The 24954-nt window shown below is 38.2% G+C and carries 24 protein-coding genes; 9 read left to right on the forward strand and 15 right to left on the reverse strand.

The features are described from left to right. Window positions 1-117 precede the first annotated feature (117 nt). From NCWK1_RS18460 to lepB, 3 genes are all read right to left on the reverse strand, one after another. Entirely contained in the window at window positions 118-495 is a 378-nt protein-coding gene (locus tag NCWK1_RS18460; protein WP_103125725.1) for a sulfite exporter TauE/SafE family protein, read from the reverse strand. Window positions 496-590: 95 nt separating this feature from the next. Then, the gene (locus NCWK1_RS18465) at window positions 591-1589 is read right to left on the reverse strand and encodes an RNA polymerase sigma factor, RpoD/SigA family (protein ID WP_103125791.1); all 999 of its coding nucleotides are present in this window, start codon (window positions 1587-1589) and stop codon (window positions 591-593) included. 122 nt (window positions 1590-1711) lie between these two features. After that, a complete protein-coding gene (gene lepB, locus NCWK1_RS18470) occupies window positions 1712-2272 on the reverse strand; it encodes a signal peptidase I (RefSeq protein WP_103125726.1) in 561 nt (186 codons plus the stop codon). Window positions 2273-2664: 392 nt separating this feature from the next. Between lepB and NCWK1_RS18475 the strand changes: the two genes are divergently transcribed. Both NCWK1_RS18475 and NCWK1_RS18480 read left to right on the forward strand, forming a co-directional pair. Further along, on the forward strand, window positions 2665-3273 hold the full coding sequence (locus NCWK1_RS18475; RefSeq protein ID WP_245894933.1) for a sulfite exporter TauE/SafE family protein: 609 nt from the start codon (window positions 2665-2667) through the stop codon (window positions 3271-3273). A gap of 258 nt (window positions 3274-3531) precedes the next feature. After that, complete coding sequence (locus NCWK1_RS18480) at window positions 3532-4323, forward strand: PrsW family intramembrane metalloprotease (RefSeq protein ID WP_103125727.1); 792 nt, start codon at window positions 3532-3534, stop codon at window positions 4321-4323. 44 nt (window positions 4324-4367) lie between these two features. On the opposite strand, the gene NCWK1_RS18485 is transcribed toward NCWK1_RS18480, so the two are convergent. The 8 genes from NCWK1_RS18485 to NCWK1_RS18520 all read right to left on the reverse strand — a co-directional run bounded on the left by NCWK1_RS18485 (window position 4368) and on the right by NCWK1_RS18520 (window position 10872). Further along, window positions 4368-5075, reverse strand: coding sequence for a VIT1/CCC1 transporter family protein (locus tag NCWK1_RS18485; RefSeq protein ID WP_222838798.1), 708 nt, complete (start codon window positions 5073-5075; stop codon window positions 4368-4370). A gap of 184 nt (window positions 5076-5259) precedes the next feature. Continuing rightward, window positions 5260-6021: a COG4705 family protein gene (locus NCWK1_RS18490; RefSeq protein WP_103125728.1), complete on the reverse strand. Its 762-nt coding sequence runs from the start codon at window positions 6019-6021 to the stop codon at window positions 5260-5262. Between the two features lie 370 nt (window positions 6022-6391). Then, window positions 6392-6673: a peptidase gene (locus NCWK1_RS18495; protein WP_103125729.1), complete on the reverse strand. Its 282-nt coding sequence runs from the start codon at window positions 6671-6673 to the stop codon at window positions 6392-6394. A 38-nt stretch (window positions 6674-6711) separates the two neighbouring features. Beyond that, a complete protein-coding gene (locus NCWK1_RS18500) occupies window positions 6712-7137 on the reverse strand; it encodes a DUF4363 family protein (protein ID WP_103125730.1) in 426 nt (141 codons plus the stop codon). A gap of 188 nt (window positions 7138-7325) precedes the next feature. After that, a complete protein-coding gene (locus tag NCWK1_RS18505) occupies window positions 7326-7886 on the reverse strand; it encodes a DUF1003 domain-containing protein (RefSeq protein WP_245894934.1) in 561 nt (186 codons plus the stop codon). Window positions 7887-8142: 256 nt separating this feature from the next. Continuing rightward, the gene (locus NCWK1_RS18510) at window positions 8143-8715 is read right to left on the reverse strand and encodes a hypothetical protein (RefSeq protein WP_103125732.1); all 573 of its coding nucleotides are present in this window, start codon (window positions 8713-8715) and stop codon (window positions 8143-8145) included. Window positions 8716-8920: 205 nt separating this feature from the next. Further along, a complete protein-coding gene (locus NCWK1_RS18515; RefSeq protein WP_103125733.1) occupies window positions 8921-9925 on the reverse strand; it encodes a bestrophin family protein in 1005 nt (334 codons plus the stop codon). A gap of 146 nt (window positions 9926-10071) precedes the next feature. Next, window positions 10072-10872, reverse strand: coding sequence for a hypothetical protein (locus NCWK1_RS18520; RefSeq protein ID WP_103125734.1), 801 nt, complete (start codon window positions 10870-10872; stop codon window positions 10072-10074). Window positions 10873-11155: 283 nt separating this feature from the next. On the opposite strand from NCWK1_RS18520, the gene NCWK1_RS18525 reads away from it, so the two are divergent. Next, a complete protein-coding gene (locus tag NCWK1_RS18525) occupies window positions 11156-11704 on the forward strand; it encodes a PepSY domain-containing protein (protein WP_103125735.1) in 549 nt (182 codons plus the stop codon). 491 nt (window positions 11705-12195) lie between these two features. On the opposite strand, the gene NCWK1_RS18530 is transcribed toward NCWK1_RS18525, so the two are convergent. Continuing rightward, window positions 12196-12441 carry a hypothetical protein gene (locus tag NCWK1_RS18530; protein ID WP_103125736.1) on the reverse strand — a complete coding sequence of 82 codons (246 nt, stop codon included), beginning with the start codon at window positions 12439-12441 and terminating at the stop codon, window positions 12196-12198. A 412-nt stretch (window positions 12442-12853) separates the two neighbouring features. On the opposite strand from NCWK1_RS18530, the gene NCWK1_RS18535 reads away from it, so the two are divergent. Next, the gene (locus NCWK1_RS18535; RefSeq protein WP_103125737.1) at window positions 12854-14938 is read left to right on the forward strand and encodes a BamA/TamA family outer membrane protein; all 2085 of its coding nucleotides are present in this window, start codon (window positions 12854-12856) and stop codon (window positions 14936-14938) included. 146 nt (window positions 14939-15084) lie between these two features. On the opposite strand, the gene NCWK1_RS18540 is transcribed toward NCWK1_RS18535, so the two are convergent. Beyond that, on the reverse strand, window positions 15085-16425 hold the full coding sequence (locus NCWK1_RS18540; RefSeq protein ID WP_103125738.1) for a transposase: 1341 nt from the start codon (window positions 16423-16425) through the stop codon (window positions 15085-15087). Between the two features lie 279 nt (window positions 16426-16704). On the opposite strand from NCWK1_RS18540, the gene NCWK1_RS18545 reads away from it, so the two are divergent. Next, complete coding sequence (locus tag NCWK1_RS18545; protein WP_245894935.1) at window positions 16705-18396, forward strand: ATP-binding protein; 1692 nt, start codon at window positions 16705-16707, stop codon at window positions 18394-18396. On the opposite strand, the gene tnpC is transcribed toward NCWK1_RS18545, so the two are convergent. After that, window positions 18379-19851 carry an IS66 family transposase gene (gene tnpC / locus NCWK1_RS18550; protein ID WP_103125739.1) on the reverse strand — a complete coding sequence of 491 codons (1473 nt, stop codon included), beginning with the start codon at window positions 19849-19851 and terminating at the stop codon, window positions 18379-18381. The two genes, NCWK1_RS18545 and tnpC, sit on opposite strands and share 18 nt — an antisense overlap. A 70-nt stretch (window positions 19852-19921) precedes the next feature. Here tnpC and NCWK1_RS18555 point away from each other — a divergent pair, with 70 nt between their 5' ends. Continuing rightward, window positions 19922-20326, forward strand: coding sequence for a response regulator (locus tag NCWK1_RS18555; protein ID WP_245894936.1), 405 nt, complete (start codon window positions 19922-19924; stop codon window positions 20324-20326). Between the two features lie 217 nt (window positions 20327-20543). Here the strand turns inward: NCWK1_RS18555 and NCWK1_RS18560 are convergent, their stop codons facing one another. Beyond that, entirely contained in the window at window positions 20544-21290 is a 747-nt protein-coding gene (locus NCWK1_RS18560) for a hypothetical protein (protein WP_103125740.1), read from the reverse strand. Between the two features lie 433 nt (window positions 21291-21723). Here NCWK1_RS18560 and NCWK1_RS18565 point away from each other — a divergent pair, with 433 nt between their 5' ends. From NCWK1_RS18565 to NCWK1_RS18575, 3 genes are all read left to right on the forward strand, one after another. Further along, the gene (locus NCWK1_RS18565; protein ID WP_103125741.1) at window positions 21724-22155 is read left to right on the forward strand and encodes a peptidoglycan-binding domain-containing protein; all 432 of its coding nucleotides are present in this window, start codon (window positions 21724-21726) and stop codon (window positions 22153-22155) included. A gap of 232 nt (window positions 22156-22387) precedes the next feature. Next, entirely contained in the window at window positions 22388-23086 is a 699-nt protein-coding gene (locus tag NCWK1_RS18570; RefSeq protein ID WP_103125742.1) for a response regulator transcription factor, read from the forward strand. Between the two features lie 334 nt (window positions 23087-23420). Beyond that, a complete protein-coding gene (locus tag NCWK1_RS18575) occupies window positions 23421-24314 on the forward strand; it encodes a transposase family protein (RefSeq protein ID WP_103125743.1) in 894 nt (297 codons plus the stop codon). Window positions 24315-24954 lie beyond the last annotated feature (640 nt).

Consider the following 24954-nt stretch of genomic DNA (forward strand, 5'->3'; position numbering starts at 1 on the left):
ACACCTCCGGTGGGCGCGTCACGCCAACGCACCCTCGCTTCTAAATTAAACGTTGCTTATTAAAAAACTCAATAGCAACGCCTGCATTATATGATAAACAAGTTAAGAAATAATTAATTATACGGAATCATTAGGGGTTGCAAATAAAACTCTAACAGCACTCATAATTAGTAGCAAGGCGAATATTTTAGTTAAAACCCCACTCGGTAAAATCGTTCCTATTTTGGCACCGAACCACCCACCTAAAATAAATCCTAGACAGAGAAGTGCAGCTACTTTTATATCTACATATCCTTGCTTGTAATAAGTCCATGCTGCTAATAAATCTATTGGTGGAACTAACAAAGCCAATGTTGTTCCTTGTGCTTGGTGCTGAGAGAATCCTAAGAAAAAAATCAAAGCAGGTAAGATAATTATTCCACCACCAATGCCTGTCATGCCACTAACAATTCCTGCTATCAATCCCAAAATTATGCAAAGCCAAATATTAGTCATGATTAAACTTATTCCTAATTAATGTACTTTTGCTAGTATCACAGAATTTTTTGTTAGCTGAAATTGATGTTGCTACTCGTATTATGCTCTCAGCATCAACTAGCGAGATGACTACGCACCTGTTCTTTATACCTGCGTAGGGTACTCAAAGCTTGTAGCTCTACCTGTCTTACTCGTTCTCGACTAACACCCATGCGTTGACCAATTTCCGCTAAGGAAAGTTCATTTCCATCTACTAAACCGAAACGTAAAGTTAATATTTCCCGTTGTTGGGGAGTTAGTTTTGACAATAAATTTTGAATATTTTGTTGGAGAAACTTTTGATCGGTGTAAAATTCAGGAGAAACTCCTTCATCTTCCAACATATCTTGTAATTCCGTCTCTCGTTCTGCGCCAACTCGTAATTCCAGAGAGACAGGTTGACGTGCTATGAGTAAATATTCTCGAACTTGTTTGGGGTCTAAAGATAGTTCTTCAGCAATATCAACTGCTGTAGGAGTACGACCTAATTTTTGAGCTAGTTCTCGTTGGGTTCGTTTGATTTTATTCAGTTTTTCTGTAATATGAATAGGTAAACGGATGGCGCGTCCTTGTTGAGCGATCGCTCGTGTAATTGCTTGACGAACCCACCAATAAGCATAAGTTGAAAACTTATACCCTTTGCTAGGGTCAAATTTTTCAACTCCTCGCTCTAAACCTAAACTTCCTTCCTGAATTAAGTCGAGAAATTCTAGATTACGTCTTTGATATTTCTTAGCAATAGACACTACAAGTCGTAGATTAGCCCTAATCATTTTTTGCTTGGCTTGATGTCCCTGGTGTAGTTGTTGCACTAGTAATGCTTCACTGATATTTATATTTTCAGCCCACTCTTTTTGCGTAGGTTGACGCTTTAATTGAGTAGCTAATTTTTCTTTGGCAGTAAGTAAAATCATCATTTGTTGTACTTGTTTGCCCAAATCAATTTCTTGTTCATGAGTTAACAAAGGAATACGTCCGATTTCGTGCAGATAAGTATGCACAATATCAGCATTGGATAAGGATTTTTCATTTTTATCGCTTACTTCTATAGATGGATGAGATATATTTTTCATAGTTTTTTGAACCTTCATAAATACTGATTGACTTGGAGTAAATAATTTGTGACTCTGTGTAGTTAGTATGGCATCAAGAAATGAAATTAGAATGAAATAATGAATTTTATTCAATAAACAGTTTAATTGACAAATCCAATTCGGTTGAAGGGATAAAAGCGCACAATGGCTCGACCTATGATTTTATTGCGGGGAACAAAACCCCAATAGTGACTGTCATAACTGTTATTGCGATTGTCTCCAAGAACTAGATAAGAATTATTTGGTACAATTACAGGCCCCCATTGATAGTCTGGTTTAGCTTCAAGATAATTCTCTTTTAAAGGCGAACCATTAATATAAACTAGTCCATTCTTAACTTCAATTGTTTCCTCTGGCAAGCCAATTACACGTTTAATAAAAGCTTCATGATAGTTTTCAGAACGTAGTTTTTTTGTTGGATTAAAAACAATAATATCACCCCGTTGAGGTGAGATAAAGTCATAGGTAACTTTATCAATAATTAAGCGGTCATTAATCTGGAGTGTTGGTTCCATTGATCCAGAGGGTATATAACGGGCTTCAGCAACAAAGGTGCGAACACCAAAAGCAAGAACCAAGCTTAAACCAATTGTTTTAATTGTTTCAAATACAATATTTTCATTCTTTGAGGGATGTGGTTGTTGTTGACGAATATTAGACATAATGTTGACAATAAATAACAAGTATTAGACAGAGATAAACCCTAAAAGTTATTAGTGAGCAAATATGTTAGTGTTAGCTTTAGCCATAAATTAAGTCTTTGGAAGTAAAATTTTAAGAATTGCAGTCTAAAGTATTCATAGCTTTTAATTACTGTAATCTCGACTTGCAATTTCACATTAAGGGGTAAAAGTTAAGAACTCGGAAAGATTTCTCTGATGGTGAGCAGATATGCTTAATTCAGCCAAAACTGATATTTTTTAAGTTAAGAGCTTGATGTTGCAGGATTTTGTCAAAGACTTGAAAAAGTGATGTCTATCGAAATTAAATAACTGCAATCACGCATTCAGTAAGCGTACTCAATCTTTATGAAAAATATCAGGTTCTATTTAACATGACTTCCTTACCTTGGTTTTTAGAAATTTTGGTTGGAGTTGGCATGGGTTTTTGTTCTGGGCTGTTTGGTTTAGGCGGGAGTTCAATTGGTACGCCCATTCTACGGCTGTTAGGGCTACCAGCCTTAATCGCTCTGGCTAGTCCGCTTCCACTTACATTACCAAGCGCAATCGGAGGTGCGATCGCCTATCGAAAGGAACACCTCATTTACTGGCGTATTGCCTTATTAACTAGTCTTTGGGGCTTCCCTGGTGTCTTACTCGGAGCCTGGATTACTGAATTTCTTCCAGGGACAATCCTGATGCTTTTAACAGCAGGGTTTATCCTGTCCGTAGGAGTTTACGGTTTAAGTGGACTCCGAAATCGCAGCTTACCTGAAACGAAAGCACAGTTGCATGAAAGAATCATTCCCTATTGGTCGCCCCTCTTGGGATTAATCAATGGCTTGCTTGCCAATGGTGGCGGACTTTTGTTAGTCCCTCTTTATCAATTGGGTATTGGGTTGGGGTTACGAGCAGCTCTAGCAACCTCTTTGGCAACCGTTACACTCATGGTAATCCCTTCAACAATCATTCATGCTTTCTTGGACATATTGACTGGGAGTTGACTGGTTGGCTAGCTGTGGGAGTTTTTCCATCTACCTATTTGGGAAGTAAACTTGCCCTGCATTTGCCAGGTCTGATGTTGAGTCGCTTGTACAGCACTTTTTTAATTGTCCTAGCACTTTACTTTGGTTACACAGAGATTGCTAGTGTCATTAAGTAAATAAAATTATGTGGATATAGCCCTCAATCAACATATCTGGTTTAATTAGCATGGATTAGGTTGCCTAAATTAATACTGATTCTCATCTCATCATTTCAATATGGGTTTTATCAAACGCAAGTGGTTTCAAATATTCATGATTGGGCTTTTCCTCCTCTATGCAATGGAAAAAACGCTCATAGCAACCAATAACCTCAACTTTGTCCCTAGCGTCATTTTGCTTGGGTCTTTTTTAATACCTATTACTTTCGTAACTTACCTCTATGAGACTCTACCAAACTGGGAAGTGTCTTTTCCGGCAATGGCTACTTGTTTTCTCTGGGGGGGAGCAGTAGGAACACTTGTAGCAGGAACCCTTGAGTACAATGTTCTAGAAACACTGGGGTTTTTACCAATGCTTGGCGTGGGACTAATTGAGGAAAGTGCTAAGTTAATTTTTCCTTTAGGATTTTATCTCAAAGGTCGCCTGCGTTCTGAGGCAACGGGAATACTTTTAGGAACTGCTTCTGCAATGGGTTTTGCTGCACTGGAAACAATGGGTTATGCCTTCGTTACACTTTTGCGATCGCAGGGGAACCTACTTGTCCTTGATGGGGTCTTATTTGCTCGCGGACTGTTATCTCCTGCTGGACACGCAGCTTGGACTGGGCTGGTCTGCGCCGTACTATGGAGAGAACGAGAGAAAGCAGGACGTGCGGTATTAAATTGGCAAGTATTAGGAGCTTTTTTAACAGCTATATTACTCCATGCTTTGTGGGATATATTTAACAGTTTTAGAGGCGCTACATTTATTGCATCTATTAATTTAGAGTTGCTGAGTATACTTGTTGCTTACACCAGCTTGACATTACTCAAGAGGCGGATAAGTGAGGCCAAGTCTCCCCTCATCTAACTAGATATTATTTCTAACTTATCTTTATAGATGTATATTTAATACTATCCAATCATCCGAGCAATACCAAAAGCAACTGCTGCTGCTAGCCCTCCCACTAAAACTGTTTGCTGTCCGCTATGCAATGAATTTACTCCAGTAAAGTGTCCTTTTACATAACCAAAAGCAAATAATGCAACTAGTGTTGTTATCGTTGATACTTTGAGTGCTATTGTCAGGTCACTGATGAATATGTAGGGTGAAAGCGGTATTAATCCGCCAGCAATGTAGGAAGCTGCTATGGTAAAAGCACTTTGTCGCGCACGAATAGGATTGGGTGGTTCAAGTCCCAACTCAAAGCGCATCATAAAATCTGTCCATTGTGTAGGTTCAGCACGAATGGCTGCGACAAGGGGAGCAATAAGTTCATCATTTAACCCATATCGACGAAAAACTTGTGCAACTTCCTCCGATTCCTGTATTGGGGTTTCTCTAATTTCGCGTAACTCCCGCTTTCTTTCTGTCAGATAGTGTTCAAAGTCAGTTTTAGCAGCAAGGTATCCACCTAAACCCATCGCAATTGATCCTGCTGCAATTTCTGCCATTCCGGCTGTAACAACCACATTGGTAGATGACAAAGTACCTGATAAACCTGCTGCTAGTGCGAAAGGAACAGTCAGACCATCAGACATACCAATGACGATATCACGAATAGTTTCCGATGCCGTAAAGTGTTTTTCAGTGGGTGGTGTCACGGGCATAGCTAATGTCATCCCTCGCTAACAATTAATACCGAACAATTTGCATAGTAAAGCATATAGTTGTTAACGCTGCCTATGAAAATTACGCGATCGCCTCCGGCGGGGTGTAGCTCATCACACAGTGGTCATGCCAACCTAAGATAATTAAACCAGCATCCCACTGTTGAGCAATATGGCAAATCGTCGCCATCATTAATCAATCTTGTTGGTCAATCGGCGCTGGTTGCTTCTGCTTAAGGCTTAAGTAAATAACCAGACTTACGATTATAGAAAGAAAAAGCATACTAGTTTCGACCGTACCTAAACCAAAGCCACCATTTTTAGCAGGTTGAGATAGTAAATCACCTACAGATGCGCCAAGCGGACGAGTCAAAATATATGCTATCCAAAATGCCAAGACTGCATTAATTCTAAAGTAATAATAAGCACCAGCTACTATCGCAATTAAAACACCAAATATTAGTGCTGATTGGGCGTAACCTAGCTTCAAAGCCTCTGCTAGTAAGTCTCCTGTTGCCGTACCTAAAGCAAACGTAAATAAAATAGCCACCCAGTAGAAAAGCTCTCTTTTAGCTGTGTTGATGGAGTGCATGGCTAATGTCTTTTCTTTTAAATACCAAAGCGCAAAAACTACTAGCAAGACAACACTAAAAACTATAGTAGTTGTCATCAAACTAACTCCAAGCTCATCTACCAATCTATCAGTAATCAGTGTGCCAGTAATGCTTGTAAAAACAACTACAAGCCAGTAACTCATTGGGACATACCGTTTCAGCCTAAACTGATTCCAAAGTGCAATCAGTAACACGCCACTCATAATATAGGATGTAATGCCTAAACCAAGGTTCAGAGTTACTGACAAATAATCAGCCGCAGTTTCACCTACTGTGGTTGCCAGAACTTTAATAATCCAGAAAGAACCTGTAACCTCTGGAACCCTGTTTAAAACTTTTTTCATGATATTTGTCCTACTTAATTTTTTAGAGTAGTGATGAAGCCTTCATCGTAGTGATTTGGCCTTGTTTGACTCTAAACAACAAATGTCAAGAAATTGGAAACTTTTGTAGGGTGTATGATGCAACTAAAAAAAATTACACATTAAAAATATAATGCTGTTACAGACTTAATCAAAGGTTCGTAACATTAGCTATGTAAAGTAGTGAAATATCATTAAGCAAGCCTTGTCTTTCTGAGCTAAATCCAAAGCTTGCTCAAACGTCAAAGATGCCATATTACATTGGTCAATAAGCTATCTACTGCAATTAGATATCACAAAGACATACCATACTATACTACTGCGATCGCTCTTGAGTAAACCTATACCTTTTCTAATCCTGCTTGGATTTTGGCTTTTTCCTACCAAACAAACTAGTCATACTTAATCCAGTCACCAACAACCCCAAGAGTCCCAGTCCGTTCAAAATTGGGTAAATTCCTTGTAAACCAAAGATTTCACCGCGATGAATCGAAAGCAAAAGACTACGCGGAACTCCAATATTAGCTGACCACTCACCCACCAGTGTAGCTGCGATACCAGTTAACAATGTTACAAAAAGCGGTAAAGCTAGAATAATCGCCAGAGTGCGGTGGTACTTGCGAAATGAACGCATGATCAAAAATCTCCAGTGGAAATTATCTTAGTGATTTCTCACCCCTTGGAAACACTAGCGATATTTGAGTTAAGTGTCTGTAACCCCTCAAGAGCTTTTGCTTTATCTTTTGCTTTCAGCGCACCCTTCACCTGAGTTGCAGTGTCTTCAATCGCATTATAGGTTTTGGAAGATTTAGTTTTGACACCATCCTCAACCTTAACCCAAGCATTTTCAAACTTGTCAAACTCTTGTTGGGCTTTATCAAAATTCCCTGCTTCCACAGCAGTTTTTGTATTTGAAACAACACTGACTAAAGCATCAAAACCTCCCTGTGTAGCACCAGGAGTTTTAGATACTGTTGTCCCTCCAGTGGTTTCAGTAGTAGCAGGGGTCTGGGTAGTAGATTGTTGAGAGCTATTGCATCCTACAAATGTCAATAAGCTAATTGCAGTCAGGGGTATGGTGTAGATTAAGCGTTTCATAATACCTCTCTAAAAAATATACTGAGATTGAATATAGCTTCTTTTCTTTAGTTTTTCATACATAAATGAAATTACGATGAAATTTGCTCTTGAAGTGATGATTTAAAATACAGTTTTTGAGTTTGTTGATTTTCCAAAAAATTTATATTTTTTAAACTTAATTTATCTGAGATATCTATTAAATGAAATCAATTATCAATTAGACGGGCAAATATTTCTGATAACTTACCTTCTATAAGTTGTAACTGTTCCTGATGGACTTTCAGAAGTCGCATAATCTCAACAATTTCATCTTCCCGTAACAGATTCATCTTATCGTGTAGCAATTCAATTTCTAATTCTGCTTTTTTATTTACTTCATAGTCATATTTCGCATCTTGGCGATCAATGGTAGCTTGACGATTCTGACTCATCATAATGATGGGTGCAGTATAAGCTGCCTGAAAGGACAACATTAGGTTAAGTAAGATAAATGGATATGGGTCCCAATGCTTGATGTAGGCTGTGACGTTAAGAATAATCCACAGTATGAGTAAAGCACTTTGAATGAGAATAAATCGCCAAGAGCCGACGGTATCAGCTACTATATCGGAAAACCTGTCGCCTAGAGTCGCCGGAGGCTTAGGTGGATTCTGTGCAGGTTTGCGTTCGCGTAGACGCTGTAATAGTCGATACTCTTCTGTACTAACGCGGGTGCGTAAAGGTTTTTTTTGCACGTTGGTTAGAGTTTTTGGTCGTTGGTTTACCAAAATATATTAGTCCGTTTCTGGAACTAAGCATTAAATTTCCAGTTCACTTTTGTCCTTACTATTAATAGCAACTAGTACTGTCACACTTGTACAAGTATTTGAGAGATTGCATACACTTCAAAATAGGTATTGTGATGTAACTGGTTTAAACTAAACCCCACTTGTACGCAAAATAAAAATCCAATTGGTAAAATCCGACACAATATTCACATACCAAACCTGGAATTAACTTACAAGCTTAGAAATACCAAGTTGATCAATCCATCCATTCAGGCAGTTCCACTTCTACCCAATCTTTCTCGTCTAAAATTACAGCAGCACCAAATCCAATTGTGGGTAGACCAAGTAATACTAATAAAGCACTACCAATTATTATTGGACGAGTCTGTAAATTTGACCAATTAAGCCATCGTTTCTGATCGTTATTTGTCATAGGGACAGCTAGAGGGGAGTCCAAAGCCGCTAGCAATGCTAATGTTTGTGGCTCTGTTAGGCAACTTTCAACTACCTCGCCTTCTCCCAGATAAAGCTTGCGGGTTTCTCTGTCTAGTAGGAGATAACAATACTCAGTAGATTGACTGCGATCGCCAAAGTGGTAAGGTTGAAGTAATGGCTTGACTTTAGGATGGGTGCAAAGTATTTGCCATGCTTTTTCGTTACCCATTCCTAATGACTGACCATCAGTGTAGCAAACTTGGTTTAACTCAGGCTCCCAGTACAGTCCCAACCAGCGTGACTTTCCAGTATATCCCAATGCTTCTTCTAAGCAGGATGGCGCTTTTAAAGCAAGATGCTGAAGTAAGGGTTTATTTTCGTTTGTATTTGACATCTACGAAATTCTACCTTTTAACAAATTTTAAACTAAGTTTCGGTTCAAAAGAGCAGTTTTTATAAACTATCTGAGTAAATCAGATAAATGAATTCTACAGGTGAATCATAAGCCGAGCAGTTCTATCGTTAGCTTGATTTTTATTTGGACAAATCATGTAATTCACTATTATTTAAAGTATAACTGGAGTTTCAGCTAAAAATGTTTAAACGTCTTCATTACCTTGAGAAGCAGATGTAATTAAATCTTTGATGTTACCAGAAATTGTGTCACAGATCATATCCAAAGGTAAATCATTGGGGTCATGTCCAAAGGGATTTTCTAATTCAGACCCAATTTCTTCAATCCCAAACAATGTTAAACTTATGACAATCATTACTGGAACAGTCCACCATTTAAAAATGCCAACTAGCTCAATAGGCAAAATTAAGCAATATATTATTAATAATTGCTTCAAAAAAATAGAATACACCAAAGGAGTTGGTGTTTTTAAAATGCGTTCGCAACCGCCTAAAATATCCACCAAGTTATTTACCAAACTTTGCAAACTATTCAGTTGATAGACATTTACAAGATTACGATGATATACATCTTGCAAGTATTTTCCAATCCAAAACACAATTTGTAGTGGTGGATGATTCGTATTTTTAAGTTTACAATAATGAAGAGAAGACATCAATTCTATTAACTCTGCATTTATAGGTTCACGGCGCAAATGCAACTTCATTGCTAGTGCAAAAGCAGTCACTAACTGGATTATTGTTTCTTTTTCCAACCTATCGTTAATTGAGCGCTCTTCAATTATTATTGATATTCCTCGACCTAAGTTACGAGATGTATTAACTAAAACTCCCCATAACTTTCGACCTTCCCAATGTCGCTCGTTAGCTGCATTAGTCCGAAAAATTAATAACAAACTCAAGACAAGATTGAAACTCAAAACAATATTTGGAAGACCACCAGTTATCTTTGGTAAAGATATATGGTTTTCATGATACTCAAGTAATGAAATCATCGAACTATATAAACTAAAAAAAGCTATCCAAGGAATAATATTTACGGTAATTGAACCTTGAAGCAAGAAAATTACTTGAAACCAATTCAGCCTTTTTCCACTGTAGTCATGATATTTTTGTTTCCAAGACCTCAAATAATTACTTTTCTTGCTTGAGGCTGTGGTGTGATTTTTTGGGTAACTAGGTGGGGTCATCTATCCAACTCCAAAAGTAGTCCAATGTTATCTATGATTAGTTGCTAATGTAATAGTCAACTAATTTGTGTATCTAGAGCTTGTTTTTGTGAGTACCAATACCTCAAGCATTGAGCATACTCAAGTATCAGAAAGTCTAAGTATTACTATTTAAAGACCTTCTCTAGATTATCCACTTCATCTAGTACAGGGGTAGCAAGACGATCATAATCTTTAGATGATTTAGCCGCCTCAACACTAGCAACAAGTCCATCAAATTTCTGTACTTGTGCAGTTCCTCCACGCGCTAAGATAGATGGTCTAACCTCATTCCAGGTGCGGCGCATCTCCGATGCAGTTTTTTTCAGCTGGCTTGTATTTCCTGTTGCTGACCAAATTTCCAACTCGCGTCCATAGTAATCAAGTAGCGTTACCTCAATTGGTACTTTTGGTTCAAATTCCTTGGTAATATTGGCAGCGATTAACGTCACTTGGTTAGCGTCGCGCATTGCAGATATGCGATTTTTAGCGGTGACAACTTTATCGAGTGCTGCTATTTTGGAATCCAACTGTGCTAGTTGTGTTTTATTATCACCCTTGATTTCGGTATGTAGACTTTTTGTTGCATTTTCAAGCAAGGAAAGATTAGCTGTGGCTTTTGTCCAATCATTGGCTTTAGCCATATCGTAGGCACTTTCACCGTATTCACCTACTTGGCTGAGGAAAGTTGGTACTTTATCATCATTTACTTCAGTATCAGCATCATTAGCTGTATCTAGCTTTTCTCTCTCTTCATTGACTTCCACATTTTTATCCTGATTAATCATCATCTGAGTGCTGCTGTAATGCTGTGGCATAATTGCAACAGGTAACTGGGGTTGATTTATAGAGATAGCTTTTGGCAAACCAGCGATACCTAAAGTACCAAGCAAAGAACCGATAACAATGATTTTTGTTGAGCTATTCATAAATCCTACATACCTCAATCCGTGTTTGTAGTTTTACTATAGATAGCATTTGTTAAGAAGTTGGAAAGATTTGATGGAGTGCAAAAAAGTTTTCAAATTTTTTTGTTCATAACTTAGATATAGTTAGTGAATTTATTTTTTATAATCTTAAACAATCTTTCCAAGTTCTTGACTTTTTATATTTAAAGTGATGTTATAGCAACTCAAATACAGGTGTGAAAAGCACAGTAAGGATAACTACTTTGGATTGCTCAACAAACAAAAACTTCCAGGATATATACACATGAAGACTTCAATAAAAATTGCTTTAGCAGCTGCTTTAATGAGTATTTTAGGCGTTGGTGCAGTGGTCAAAACCGTAAGTGCCTCTTCTTCTCAAAACAGTGTACAAGTAGCTCAGGCTAGTGACGGAGATGGCGAAGCCAATGATTTTACAGAAGCTCCTGAAATCATGAAAAATGGTGTTCATCACACTAAAATAGCTCAAGCAAGTGATGGTGACGGTGAAACTAATGATGATCAAGAAGAACAGCAAGAGGATAAAAAACTACAAGCTTTAGCTAAAATTACAGCAGAACAAGCTAAACTAGCTGCTGAAACTTCTGTCGGTGCTAAAGCTAGTAGTGTAAAACTCGAAAATGAAGATGGTAACTTAGTTTATGCTGTAGAAATTGGTCAAAAAGAGGTGAAAGTTGACGCTGGTAATGGTAAGGTTCTCTACACTGAGAATGCTAACCAGGAAAGCGATGAAAATGAAGCTTCTCGTCCAAAGAGTAGCATTCAAGTTACGGAGAACAATAACGAACGGGAAACAAATGAAGGCAGTAAGTAGGATTATTTCTTACTAGTCACAAGTGATGTGTAGCTGTAAATAGCTAAATACAAGGTTGTTGAATCAGCTATTTTCAACAACCTTGTTTATTTGTACGCGAATGATTACATTCATGTTTGATTCAGCAGGTATATCAGTTGAATCATATTTTATCTTGCGATTACTCATAAATCTTAAAAATAAAAATTTTGTATAAAACTGTTGAAGATAAGATCCTATCTTCAACAGTTAAAATAAAACTCTACGTAGTTAGTTTCGTAATACCAATTTGCAATCAAAAAGGTAAATTGATCATATCGGAGCAAACCGAGTCTAACAAAGAATCTCGCGAAATTATATCATTGGGGAACACTTTGCCAACACTTCATTTCGCTATGTAACCAGCAGAAAAAGCTTTAGGTTACAGAATGACATTTGAGAAAGCAAATTGGTATTAAATTAACGGTAATTTAAAACTAGAGGGGCAACAAGATAAAGTGCAAAAGTTGCACTTAACCTTCTGGGCCACCCTCTCCATTACCATCAGGGCCACCATCAGGGCCGCCAGGTGGGTCTCCAGCAGGATCGGATGGATCAGACTCTTCAGCATTGACTTGAGAGAATTGGGTGTGTTTGGAATACTCAGATTTGACAGAAACATTAGACGGTATTTGGGTTGCAAAGACCGACTTTGTTAATCCTAATCCCAACACACTGATAGTAGCTGCTGCTACTATCACTTTTGCGGAATTTCTCATTGTATCCACTCCTTTAATTAGAGTTCAACAACCTGTATAAGTTAGGTTGTCGGATTGAATTATGCAGAACAAAAGTCAAGAACTCGGAAAGATTTGGTTTAATTTAAAAAAATATCCTGCGATCGCCTCAACAACAATGTAATAAAAAAATTAAGTCATTCATCTGAATCTTTCCAAGTTCTTGACCTTTACTGCTTATAATCACAAACCTATATTTCAGATAAATTTGCACCATGAATATTTCAATTAATCTAGCTATAGCTATAGCTTTCATCAGCATTTTGGGCTTTCGTGGTCAGTTGCTTGCATAAGAGCATGATTACTTTACGATAGGCTACGCCCCGCCGGAAGCGATCGCTAAATGACTCTTATGGAGTACTGCGTGTGGTAACTATGAGGAATGTAAAGTAAAATGCGTCTATTCCCCGTATTGGTAGCAGTAGTGTCAATTGCAGTTCCTTTAAGCGAATGCAAGAATGCAAATGCACAAACTGCTGACAGTTTAAAACAGACAACAAAGGTTTTTACACCAACAATTAATCAGCAACCGGAAAAAGACTCTGACACCACTCTCGATCAAAAGAATGCTAACCCGCCTGCGACAATACCCGTATTTCCCACAAGTCCAGGAAATACTCAAACCAACAAAGCCCCAGAAGTAACTGAACCCCGCGTGCTGGTGTCGGAAGTAGTTATCAGACTTCAAGCAGGACAACTAACACCAGAACTAGAAAACCAAGTTTACAAAGTCATTCGTACCCAACCAGGACGAACTACAACTCGCTCCCAACTGCAAGAAGATATTAACGCTATATTTGGTACTGGCTTTTTCTCCAATGTTCAAGCAATGCCAGAAGATACTCCCAAGGGAGTAAAAGTAAGCTTTGTAGTGCAACCTAACCCTGTTCTGACTAAGGTAGAAGTGCAAGCTAATCCTGGCACAGGTGTTCCCTCTGTATTACCTACTAATGCTGTGGATGAAGTCTTTGGTAAGCAGTATGGCAGAATCTTAAATTTGCGCGACTTCCAGGAGAGTATCAAGCAATTAACTAAGCGGTATCAAGACCAGGGTTACGTGCTAGCCAACATAATTGGAACACCGCAAGTTTCTGAAAACGGAGTTGTCACCCTGCAAGTAGCAGAAGGGGTAGTGGAGAATATTAGAGTCCGGTTCCGCAATAAAGAAGGTCAAGAGACAAACGAAAAGGGACAACTAATACGAGGTCGGACACAGGAGTATATCATTCAGCGCGAATTGGAGTTGAAGCCGGGACAGGTATTCAACCGTAATACTGTGCAAAAAGACTTGCAACGAGTGTATGGACTGGGACTATTTGAAGATGTAAATGTCTCCCTTGACCCTAGTGCTGACCCCAGCAAAGTAGATGTAGTGGTGAATGTGGCCGAACGCAGTGGCGGTTCAATCGCTGTTGGAGGTGGCATTAGTTCTGCTAGTGGACTGTACGGCACTGTTAGTTATCAGCAGCAGAACCTAAACGGAAGAAACCAAAAATTAGGTGCGGAAGTACAGGTGGGACAGAGGGATTTGCTGTTTGACCTACGATTTACAGATCCCTGGATTGCGGGAGATCCTGATCGGACTTCTTACACCACTAATCTTTTTCGCCGTAGCTCCATTTCGTTGATTTTTGATGGCAAAAACAATGATATTAAGACCTTTGAAGCAGGGAAAACGAATGGCGATCGCCCCCGTGTCCTCCGTCTAGGCGGCGGTATCACCTTTACCCGTCCCCTGAGCAATAATCTTGACAAAAATTCTGAATGGACGGCTTCAGCAGGTTTGCAATATCAACGAGTTTCCACCCGTGATGCCAATGGCAACATCAGAAAAGAAGGAACCGTGTTCAAGAATGGAGTAGTTACTGAACTAGTTCCACTTAGCAAGTCTGGACAAGGTGAAGACGATTTACTGTTGTTGCAACTAGGGGTACAACGCGATCGCCGTAATAATCCCTTACAACCCACTAGCGGTTCTTATCTCCGCCTCGGAGTTGATCAGTCAGTACCAGTAGGACTAGGCAATATTTTTCTCAGCAGGTTGCGAGGTAACTATAGCCAGTATTTTCCTGTCAACTTTATTAGTCTTACCAAAGGGCCACAAACTTTAGCATTTAACTTGCAGGGTGGAACTATTCTTGGTGACTTGCCTCCTTACGAAGCCTTTACCCTTGGTGGTAGTAACTCCGTTCGGGGTTATCAAGAAGGAGGATTAGGTAGTGGACGTACTTACATACAAGCCTCGGCTGAGTATCGCTTCCCCATTTTCTCAGTCGTCAGTGGCGCACTATTTTTTGATATTGGTAGTGATTTCGGAAGTAATACCAAGCCAGCTGAGGTACTGAACAAAAATGGTAGTGGCTACGGTTATGGTCTTGGTGTGCGCGTACAATCGCCACTAGGGCCAATTCGCATTGACTACGGCATCAATGGCGATGGTGACAATCGCATCAATTTTGGGATTGGCGAAAGGTTTTAGGTTTTCAGCAGTCAGTAAAAATGTATTGTTTACACTGACTGCTGATTATTTTATTTGAGTTTATCTTTGCTTGCAAGCTCAAGTTTTCAATGAAGGGAATACCTCATTGAAAAAAATAATAACCAAACTACAATACCTTAGCCAAATTACGAGGGTTCAACGCCTGTGGAAAGGGGATGAATACGTCCCAAAGAAGTGAGCTTGGCAAAAATTTGGGCTAATAAAATAGGCTCAGGCTTTTGAGGAAGTATTTTTAACATTTCACGGACATATCGAAAACCACGGTAATAAGCTTTCAGGTCAATAATGCCAGAGTTAGGATTATGTTGACGGAAATCAGCGAGAAGATGATGGGATAAATTGACCATAAAGAATGCAAGATTAGCGGCATTCGTCACAGCAGTTTGACTCAGATTCATAAAATCTTCCAAGCCCCAGAATTGTTTAGCATCCCGAAAATTAAACTCGATTTGAAAACGTAGTTTATAATAGTCAATGATTTTATCAGCCTTCAAATCTAGGTCGCTAGAAAATAAAATCACATGGCTACGGGCATGAGTATCAAGATTGATTTTGACCAAAATGACTACATTAAGAGCCTGTGCAAATTCCTTGTGAAGCAGAGTGGCTTGATAAACATCAGTTTGAATGTTTTTATCAATTGTGATTTTACATAAGTATTTGTCAGGTAGATTACGATAATCTAGTTTGTCTCCGTATTTACGACGAGAGTGTTTACTTGAGTCAGGATGTTCATAAGGGATGTATAATGCCGAATCATGGCGTAACTTAGAAATTATGTGCAAGTTAACTTGTCGTGCCATCTGTAGAGCATTGTTGTTACCAAAATGACCATCTAAAATCAAGTATGTTAGGGGAATAAAGTGAGCTATTAACTCGAATAATGAATTAATCATTTTCTGGATTAGTAATAATTCCGATGTTAATATCACTTCGGTTTTGTTTTTGTTCTTACTTCCTTTTGGTCGTCCTCGTCCACGTTTTTGTTTAGGTTTTACTTTGTTGATTGGTAGTGTAGGATTTATTTGAGTATCACTTTTAATTACCTGTTCTATCCCAATAGGAAATGACTGTTTCCTTTCTACACTTATTAATGACAATACGAAGAAAGATAAACCATTAATTGGTTTACTAGCCAAGCTACAAAAAAATCTATCTACCCCGTACGTTTGTTTACCCGCTTTAGTGACTACAACTTCATCTCCTGCAAGCAAGTACACATCCTGATTTCGCCACAAATGTTTACGAAAAAACAGCCAAAACAATGTTGCCCAAGGTATGACTGTAGAAAAAAATCTCCCCATTGTCCGGTAGCTACCGCCATCACCTGTCCAACGGGCAATTCCCAACATCGTGACTCGCCCGCTCATTCCTAACATAGCAATGATTATCTGGTTCAAATGACGCATCGTCGTAGCGTTTATCTGCGGCAGGAGGCATTGCAGGAGTGATAAGATGTCGGGCATGGGTTGATTGTGGCTTTTGAGTTGTCGTTTGGGAAGACAATAACTCTACTACATCAGCCCTCTCTCTTCACCCTCTTATTTTGGCTAAGGTATTGAAACTAAGAACCTAATTTCAAGACTAAGTTTATAACGTCACAAGATTGACAAATAATTGTCATACTAAGTTTTTAATATACACAGTTTAGAAGGACATAGGAGAAGGTAGATTAAAAAACTGTAGCTTTAAAAAGTATATGAACGGATGACGCAGATAGCATTAGTAAAGAATTAGGATTGAGCATGGCTTATTTGATCAATCTCTGGCCGATTAGACAACTTTATCACCTGAGTCGCGATCGCTTAACTCGCTATATTGTTGCAGTTATATCAGTTGTAGTCGCACTACTGCTGACACTGCTGCTACAGTCTTTGGTAAAATCAACAGTTTTCTCTCTATTTTTTGCTGCTGTAACTTTTAGTGCTTGGTATGGTGGCTTAGGAGCAGGATTGCTTGCAACTATTTTGTCAGTTTTAGCTAGCAACTTTTTCTTAACACCTGTAGCTGACAATTTAGTACTTCGGCACGGTGCGAATCTTCTACATTTGGTCTTATTTAGTATAGTTGCGTTGCTCATTAGTTCGCTCAATGCTGCACTTCGAGTTGCTCGACAACGAGCCGAAGCAAATTTAGCCAAACTTCAACTCAGTGAAGAGCGGTATCGTCATATTGTCGATACGGCTTATGAAGGTATCTGGTTATTGAATGCACAGTTGCGAACTGAATACGTTAACCAGCGATTAGTTGAAATGTTGGGTTATGGTATGGAGGACATAAGCGATCGCTCTTTTAATGAGTTGATGACTGAAACGGTTGAGAATGAAGTTGAAGCAATCTTGGCACAATGGCAGCAAGGCAGAAGACAACGATTTGATTGTCGTTTTAGCACTCAAGACGGCTCTAATTTGTGGGTTATTGTTTCTACCACGCCAATTTTTACCGATTGGGGTGATTTTAACGGCGTACTACTAATGTTATCTGATATTACCGAGCGTAAGCTAGCAGAAGCAGAAAGAAACCAGTTACTAGAGCGAGAGCAATCTGCACGAGCAGAAGCGGAAGCCGCAAATCGCAGTAAAGATGAATTTCTCGCAATCCTTTCTCATGAATTGCGATCGCCCCTCAACCCGATTCTAGGTTGGGCAGAGATACTGCAAAGCAAAAAATTAGATCGAGAGACTACTAATTACGCTCTTCAAACTATTGAACGTAACGCCAAATTGCAAACTAAATTAATTGAAGACCTACTGGATGTCTCTCGGATTATTCAAGATAAAATAACTCTAGATTTATATCCAATCAATTTAGCATCTACTATTGAGTCAGCAGTAGAAATGGTGCGATTAATAGCTGAAGAAAAAGCAATATTTGTATCATTTTCAGTTATAGATTTAGAAAAGAGAAATGAATTACTCAGTTCTCATACTTGTTTATCATTAAATAATTTCAAAACTTCCTCTAAAAAATATTACGTTTTAGGTGACTCCAAACGTTTACATCAAATCCTGTGTAATTTGCTGTCTAATGCGATCAAATTTACACTACAAGGAGGTCGTGTAGATATTGAGTTATCTATAATTAGTCTTTTAGAAAAGTATGAATTAACAGACTCAACACAAAAATTTGCTCAAATTCAGGTAAAAGATACAGGTATAGGTATCAAGCCTGAGTTTATACCCCATGTTTTTGAATCTTTTCGCCAAGCAGATAACGCTACAACAAGGAATTTTGGTGGGCTAGGATTGGGACTAGCAATTGTTCGCCACTTAGTAGAACTTCACAGTGGGACTGTGGAAGCTCAAAGCATGGGAGAAGGACAAGGAGCAACTTTCATTGTCAGACTACCACTTCTACAAGATAGGGAGGAGATAGAGAAAAATCATCATTCAAAAGCCCTTTCACGTAAGGATTCAGGTCTAATATTGCGGAAGTAAAGAAGGGCGAGACTGAGTATTATTGGAGTCAGCAATTAGAGCTTGTGCAAAAAAATCAATAACAGACCTACCTTGACGGCGACAAGTCTGCACCACCGTCAACAAATTAGCAGTGTTTTTAAATCGCTCCATTGAACGGGAACCACCACTAACTTTGCGTTTCGTGACAGCCAAACGTAGCGAACGTTCAGCCTGATTGTTATCAGGGGGAACTTCAGGGTAGTCAAGAAAATACCACCATTGATGTGCTTTATCACGCAAAGAACGTAAAAGCTTGCCTGCTGTAGCCCCTGCTAAGTCAATCCAACAATCGAGTGTTTGTTGCAATTTGGATTTGAATTGATTGACCCAATCATTGTAACTAGCACAGTCAAGAGTCTCAAACCATAGGGCGTAATGTCTAAAAGCTTCATCAATTAAATTAACAAACGTTTCGCCAATGGCTTGGTTGTGAAGACCTGGAAGCTGAATTAATTTTTTGAAGTGACGGCGTAGATGTGCTAAACATTTCTGCTGGGCTACAGCTTGATAGCCATTGTAAACGCTAAAATCATCACTGCTGAGTACCCCTGTATATTTAGCCCCTAAAATTGTTTCTAGTTCGGCTCTAGAACGAGTATCAGCCGCAGTAAACAGGCAGAAATCAGAATTGGCAACTACCCACAACCATTCTTTCACTCCCTTGACAGACCAAGGTGTTTCATCTACATGAATGTTAGGTTGTGTCTGTTTTACCCAACTACTTAACTCAATGACGCTCGGTTTAATTGCCCCAGTTATTCGTTCATTGGTTGCAACTAACGTCCCCAGCCCTATATCAATTTGCCCCAATTCCCAAAGCATTTCTTGTTGTTTTTCATAGGGCATATGTGCATAATTATTTGCCCACCCTAAAAATGCCTGTAATTTCACCCCTAAATCTTGTCCGGGAATAATGTGTTGTGGCCACTGCGCTGCTTGTAAATTGCCACAACACTCACAGATGCAGGTGTGACGTTGATATTCCACTATTTCTATGGGACGTTCTACTAATTGCGCTACTGAGTGCTTTTCCACCTTTACGGCTACGGTCGCAAATGCTTTTTGACCACAGTAATCACAATTTAGAGGGCGTAAGATTTCATAACGGTCTACGCTGCCAAAGCCTTTACGGGTTTTTCCCTGATGTCCTAGCTGACCGCCTGGCTTCTTTTTTGGCTGATTTGATTCCTCTTGTGGGGGAGCTTTTTTGTTTTCGCTCTTTTTATGGATGTCTTGTGATGGTGGTTTCGACGAATTCGAGCTATCTAAATCTCGGCTGACCTTTAAACGTTCTACTTCTTGCTGTAGTTGTAAGATGGTTTTCTGTAATTCACGTATTACCTTATTCTGTTCAAGAATTATCTCTACCAGTTGTTCTTTTGATAACTGGTTCAAGCTTTCTCGGTCTAATTCTTGAGGCAGATTTTGGTTCATATTTGTGATACTCCTACTCAAGTATCCCCTTTGTCAATACTCTGCCACCTGAATCCTTACCCTTTCACATTTGACTTGTGCCTCATCACTTTTAGCAGGCTTAAAAGTTTTAGTAGTAGATGATGAACCTGATATTCGGGAGTTGCTTGTTTTTATCTTAGAACAACACGGGATGCACGTCTCTACAGCTGCATCGGCTGAACAAGCATTACAAGTTCTGGCAAATTCAGAGCAAGATTTACTCATCAGCGATATTGGTATGCCAAATGTAAATGGTTATATGCTGATGCAGGAAATTAGAGCGAGTGAAGTGAGACAATATAGCCAGATTCCGGCGATCGCTTTAAGTGGTTATGCCCGTGAATTAGATAAAAAACAGGCGCAGTCGGCAGGTTTTCAAAAAAGTTTAGCTAAACCTGTAGAACAAGCTGAGTTAATTGCAGCTATTGCAAATCTCACAGGGCGGAGTTTTTAAGATTTACTAGGTTTAGACTGGCTTTACCTGGGCAATAATGGGCTACGCCTTGCTATAAGCGATGCTTCCGGCAACATAACGCACTTTAGATATAGTTGAATTCCACTAAGTACACTGAAGATTCAGTTTGATTCACAGACAGTTTTTAAACTACCCATTCATCTCCTACCATACCTGCAAAATTGACAGTGAGATGAATGAGCCTTTTAAAAAAAATCTACTGTTGAAATACTTTTCGGAGATTATTGACTTCACCTTGTACAGGTGCGGCAAGCAGACTATATTCAGTAGGAGAACTAGCTGTCTCAACTAAAGCAATTAGAGTATCGTCGAACTTCTGTAATTGAGGTGAACCGCCGTGAGATTGGATTGAAGGACGTAAAGCTTCCCAAGTCTCTCGAATTTTACCAGCAACATTTTTTAATCTAGCCGTATTCCCATCGGCTGCCCAAATTTCTAGTTCACGACCATAGTAGTCTAGCATGGCAACCTCCAAAGGCATTTTAGGTTCTAACTGCATTGCTAGTTGATCGGCGATCGCACTAACTTGGTTAGCATCGCACATTGCTTGATGGTTCTTTGCTGCAACCGTACTTTGCAAAACAGTGATACTTGAGTCAAGCTTGGCTAAGTTGACATCGGTTTTTCCCTTTTCTGTTTTAAGGTGATCTGATAGAGCTTTAAGTAGCGATAAATGGTTTTTTGCTTCTGTCCAATTGTTGGTTTTAATCAGGTTATAGATAGTCTTGCTATACTCACCGATTTGATTTAGGGTTGTTACTTGTTCATCTTTGCTCACTATTGCAAATGCCTTTGTACTATTAACATCATCATTACTGTCACTAACTTCGATGACAGGGACACTAATCGGTGATGGAGATGCGTAAACTGATTGTACTGATAGACTTATACTCAAAGTTCCAACCAAACTAGCTTTCAAAATAAGATTGATAACAGGTTTCATACTCATAACCTCCGTTATTGTGATTTTGCAACTCTGCTCTGTATCTGTCGCTAGCAAAGCACTGTAGAAATTGCTTTTTCTAGACTTTATCAGTCATGTGTGACAAATTCTTTACAAAATTATAAAAAAATAGTCACATTTTTCTCTTTATCTTGCAAATTGTGTCTGCAAGGTTTCACAAGTATTTCTCAAAGACAAAATAATTTTTTCAAATCCTGATAAATCTTTCCAAGTTCTTTACTTTTACTAACTAACTTGAAATTACAGCAGAATTCAGAAGTCAGTTCGCGTCAGCTTTCTCGTTCAGTGTTAGCCGTTCCCGAAGGGTAGAGTAGACAAATGAGCTTTGTGACTAACTTTGAAACCTTGAAGGTATACTTCACTAACTTTAAATCTGCTGTAATAGATTTTCCAAACAAGGAGATACACCCTTATGACTAATAAACTTGTGAAACTTGCTTTATCTATTGCAGCCTTAAGTCCATTGTTATTCTCTTCTATAGCACCAGCTAATGCCCAAGCATCTACCGCAAAAATACAAAAAACAAACGCACATATTTCAACGCAATATCATCCCAAAAATGTCAATGCTACTAAAACGATGCGAGCAACCACAGCAGCATCTAAATCAACTAAACTTATTAGTTACTCACCTCAAACAGCACCAATTCTCCGATTAGGAAGCCGAGGCAAAGCAGTAAGAGAGATTCAGGCATTCTTGAAAACAAAACAACTCTACAATGGAGCAACTGATGGAGTTTACAGTAGAAATACACGTTCTGCCATTATTGCTTTTCAGAAGTCTCATAATTTGAAAGCAGATGGAGTTGTTGGAGCAAAAACTTGGTCTGCTATAGTTCACTAATTACTTAAATAATATAGTCTGCTTTTTTAGCATAGTTTACCAAAAGAGGGGAGGAGGCGAATGTTGCTCGCCTTCTCCCTTTGCTAGCAATCATTAATATTAAGTAAATTAATTCATAATACTTGAATATATTGACAAAATTCACACTGCCAGAAATTTACAATTTACAACTAAATTCACATAATACAAAAATTAGCCCATATCAGAATAAAATGTTTTGATATCTTGTAATATGGAAATCTTAATTGTTGAGGATAAATTTGAAATTTCTCGGTTAATCCAGTTTTCTTTGGAAGACGCAGGATTTTCTTGCCATAGTTGTGGTGACGGGCTTCAAGCATTCCAAATAATTCAAGAGCATCAACCGAACTTAATCATTCTCGACTTGATGATTCCTAGTCTCAATGGCTTAGAGTTGTGTGCCAGAATTCGACAAAAACCTGGTGCAAAAGACCCCTACATCTTAATGTTGACGGCTAAGAGTGAGGAAACAGATCGTATTATTGGCTTGTCTACTGGTGCTGATGATTACTTAGTCAAACCTTTTAGCCCCAAAGAGTTAGTTGCCAGAGTTCGGGCGCTTCTGCGACGTAGCTTGCGTCAACCAGAACAACATCAAGTTTACCGTACCCAACATTTTCTGCTCGATATAGAGCAACACTCCGCTTTGCGTCAAATGAACCCTAATTTTTCAGAAAAAATAGATTTAACAAACTTGGAATTTAACTTACTAACTACTTTTGTTAGCTATCCTAATCGAGTTTGGAATCGCACACAACTAATAGATAAATTATGGGGTAGTGAATTTCGTGGAGATGAACGAGTAGTCGATACACTTATAGCTCGGTTACGAAAAAAGATAGAACCTGATTCAGCAAATCCCACTTTTATTAAAACAGTCAATGGTGTTGGTTATAAGTTTGAAGACTGACCTCTTTAGTAATTATATTGGTGAATGATCGTACTTTTTTGTATGTATATATATACTAACAAATAAGGAATTGAAACAAAGATAACACAGTATTATCACAACTATTCATTACTGTGAAAATACACAATAAGCTTTGCTTGATAGTTATGGAAAAGTATCTCTCAATAAGCCGTTCAATTCCCATCTTGATTGTTGCTAGTTTTGGATTAATAGCAAGTCCAGATGTGGCAGTTCTAGCAGCAACTAGTAAATTAGACTTGTCCGAAATATTAACTTAGGGAAAGAAAAATGGTAAAACGTTGAAATGAGCGTCTACCATTTTTCCAAATAAGTTATGGTTTTTGATTATATCGAGAAATATCCACACCGAACAAAACAAATTTTAGGGATTAGTTACGAGCAACTACAATCATTATTAAATTGCGCTATAAAAAGCCATCAAGAAATTAAAACCAAACTCCAGAGCCAAAAAATAAGAATTAATGCGGCTGGTGGTGGTCGTAAAGAAATATTACTAATACCAGAGCAAGTATGCTTATGTTTGTTTTATTTAAGACAGATGCCGACATTTCAAGTATTAGGAATGTTGTTTGGAGTATCGAAGACAGAAGCCAACGATACTTTTCATTATTGGATATCAATCCTGCGAGATATTTTACCTGCTAGTTTATTAGAACAAGTCTCAAATAATGAGAGCGATTTACTATTTGTGCAAGAAATATTAACAAATTTTAGGCTATTGGTCGATAGTCTAGAACAGCCAATATATAGAGATTCTGACTCCAAAGAGCAACAAAAATATTTTTCTGGTAAAAAGAGACAACATACATTAAAAAGTTTAATGTTCGGGATGCCAGAAGGTAAGGATATTGTTGAAGTAGAGGTGGGGGTTCCTGGGCCAACAGCAGATATAAAATTGTTTCGTCAATCTCAGCCAAAATTTGATAAATATCAACCTTTTTCAGGTGATAAAGGATTTCAAGGTGGCGAAAACATCACTACGCCTCATAAAAGAAAACCCAAGCGAGAATTAAGTCAACAGCAAAAAGATGAAAATAAGGCTTTGTCTAGTAATCGGATATTTATTGAGCATTTAATTCGACTACTTAAAATATTTCGGATTGCTTCACAAAGATTCCGCTTAAAGTTCGATACTTATGAGCAAATTATTTTAACAGTATGTGGGTTAGTTAGATTGAGAATAGGTAGCTTAGTTCTCCCAGGTTAGCTAGTAGCAATAATCATAAATATTTAGAAATTAGGAGTTGATTTTTATGCCTCTAAACTATCACTAACTATCTCAAAACCTTGTAACTGCGTTTTTACGCAAATATCAAACTTTTGGCTTAAAGCTTTGAACAGTATGGCTTTGGAGTTTTCGGACAAGTCTATTTAATCCTGAATCTGACTCATTAGCTTTAAACTTTCAGTCTGAAAACGAGCTTAACAACCTCAATGATACTGACGCTGCTTATGTCAGAGCCATCAGAGAACATTTTGATTAAAATGTGAGGTCGATTGCTTAAAATTAGTTACATAAGGGATGGGTTGTATTCCCATCCCTTAATTTTTACTATACTAATGGTACTAAACAAAATATTATTGACAATTAATCTTTTCTAATTATTGACTTTTATTAAATATATTGATGTTACAAAAATTAAAAATATAGATTTAAGCAACCTACATTATGAATGCTTCAACACAAAAACTGACAAAAAGTATACTTAATTTTTATCATATTATCAATTAATTATCCAACCTGGGAATATAATTATCATAAATCAATCACAGATTTAGGTTGTCAACCTTTTTATTGACAAATTATTTAGCTTTCAGCAAGCAATAAAGTAACAAGTAAGGAAAAT

This window comes from Nostoc cycadae WK-1 (genome assembly GCF_002897135.1).
Taxonomy (GTDB): domain Bacteria; phylum Cyanobacteriota; class Cyanobacteriia; order Cyanobacteriales; family Nostocaceae; genus Nostoc_B.

What these genes read in the sequence shown, in the direction of transcription:
- NCWK1_RS18495 (WP_103125729.1), bottom strand. Translation starts at nt 6,673, where the DNA reads ATGCGTTCATTTCGCAAGTACCACCGCACTCTGGCGATTATTCTAGCT.
- NCWK1_RS18465 (WP_103125791.1), bottom strand. Translation starts at nt 1,589, where the DNA reads ATGAAAAATATATCTCATCCATCTATAGAAGTAAGCGATAAAAATGAA.
- NCWK1_RS18490 (WP_103125728.1), bottom strand. Translation starts at nt 6,021, where the DNA reads ATGAAAAAAGTTTTAAACAGGGTTCCAGAGGTTACAGGTTCTTTCTGG.
- NCWK1_RS18480 (WP_103125727.1), top strand. Translation starts at nt 3,532, where the DNA reads ATGGGTTTTATCAAACGCAAGTGGTTTCAAATATTCATGATTGGGCTT.
- NCWK1_RS18570 (WP_103125742.1), top strand. Translation starts at nt 22,388, where the DNA reads ATGGAAATCTTAATTGTTGAGGATAAATTTGAAATTTCTCGGTTAATC.
- NCWK1_RS18575 (WP_103125743.1), top strand. Translation starts at nt 23,421, where the DNA reads ATGGTTTTTGATTATATCGAGAAATATCCACACCGAACAAAACAAATT.
- NCWK1_RS18560 (WP_103125740.1), bottom strand. Translation starts at nt 21,290, where the DNA reads ATGAAACCTGTTATCAATCTTATTTTGAAAGCTAGTTTGGTTGGAACT.
- NCWK1_RS18485 (WP_222838798.1), bottom strand. Translation starts at nt 5,075, where the DNA reads ATGACATTAGCTATGCCCGTGACACCACCCACTGAAAAACACTTTACG.
- NCWK1_RS18525 (WP_103125735.1), top strand. Translation starts at nt 11,156, where the DNA reads ATGAAGACTTCAATAAAAATTGCTTTAGCAGCTGCTTTAATGAGTATT.
- NCWK1_RS18565 (WP_103125741.1), top strand. Translation starts at nt 21,724, where the DNA reads ATGACTAATAAACTTGTGAAACTTGCTTTATCTATTGCAGCCTTAAGT.
- NCWK1_RS18540 (WP_103125738.1), bottom strand. Translation starts at nt 16,425, where the DNA reads ATGCCCGACATCTTATCACTCCTGCAATGCCTCCTGCCGCAGATAAAC.
- lepB (WP_103125726.1), bottom strand. Translation starts at nt 2,272, where the DNA reads ATGTCTAATATTCGTCAACAACAACCACATCCCTCAAAGAATGAAAAT.
- NCWK1_RS18520 (WP_103125734.1), bottom strand. Translation starts at nt 10,872, where the DNA reads ATGAATAGCTCAACAAAAATCATTGTTATCGGTTCTTTGCTTGGTACT.
- NCWK1_RS18510 (WP_103125732.1), bottom strand. Translation starts at nt 8,715, where the DNA reads ATGTCAAATACAAACGAAAATAAACCCTTACTTCAGCATCTTGCTTTA.
- NCWK1_RS18535 (WP_103125737.1), top strand. Translation starts at nt 12,854, where the DNA reads ATGCGTCTATTCCCCGTATTGGTAGCAGTAGTGTCAATTGCAGTTCCT.
- NCWK1_RS18530 (WP_103125736.1), bottom strand. Translation starts at nt 12,441, where the DNA reads ATGAGAAATTCCGCAAAAGTGATAGTAGCAGCAGCTACTATCAGTGTG.
- NCWK1_RS18500 (WP_103125730.1), bottom strand. Translation starts at nt 7,137, where the DNA reads ATGAAACGCTTAATCTACACCATACCCCTGACTGCAATTAGCTTATTG.
- NCWK1_RS18460 (WP_103125725.1), bottom strand. Translation starts at nt 495, where the DNA reads ATGACTAATATTTGGCTTTGCATAATTTTGGGATTGATAGCAGGAATT.
- NCWK1_RS18475 (WP_245894933.1), top strand. Translation starts at nt 2,665, where the DNA reads ATGACTTCCTTACCTTGGTTTTTAGAAATTTTGGTTGGAGTTGGCATG.
- tnpC (WP_103125739.1), bottom strand. Translation starts at nt 19,851, where the DNA reads ATGAACCAAAATCTGCCTCAAGAATTAGACCGAGAAAGCTTGAACCAG.
- NCWK1_RS18545 (WP_245894935.1), top strand. Translation starts at nt 16,705, where the DNA reads ATGGCTTATTTGATCAATCTCTGGCCGATTAGACAACTTTATCACCTG.
- NCWK1_RS18515 (WP_103125733.1), bottom strand. Translation starts at nt 9,925, where the DNA reads ATGACCCCACCTAGTTACCCAAAAAATCACACCACAGCCTCAAGCAAG.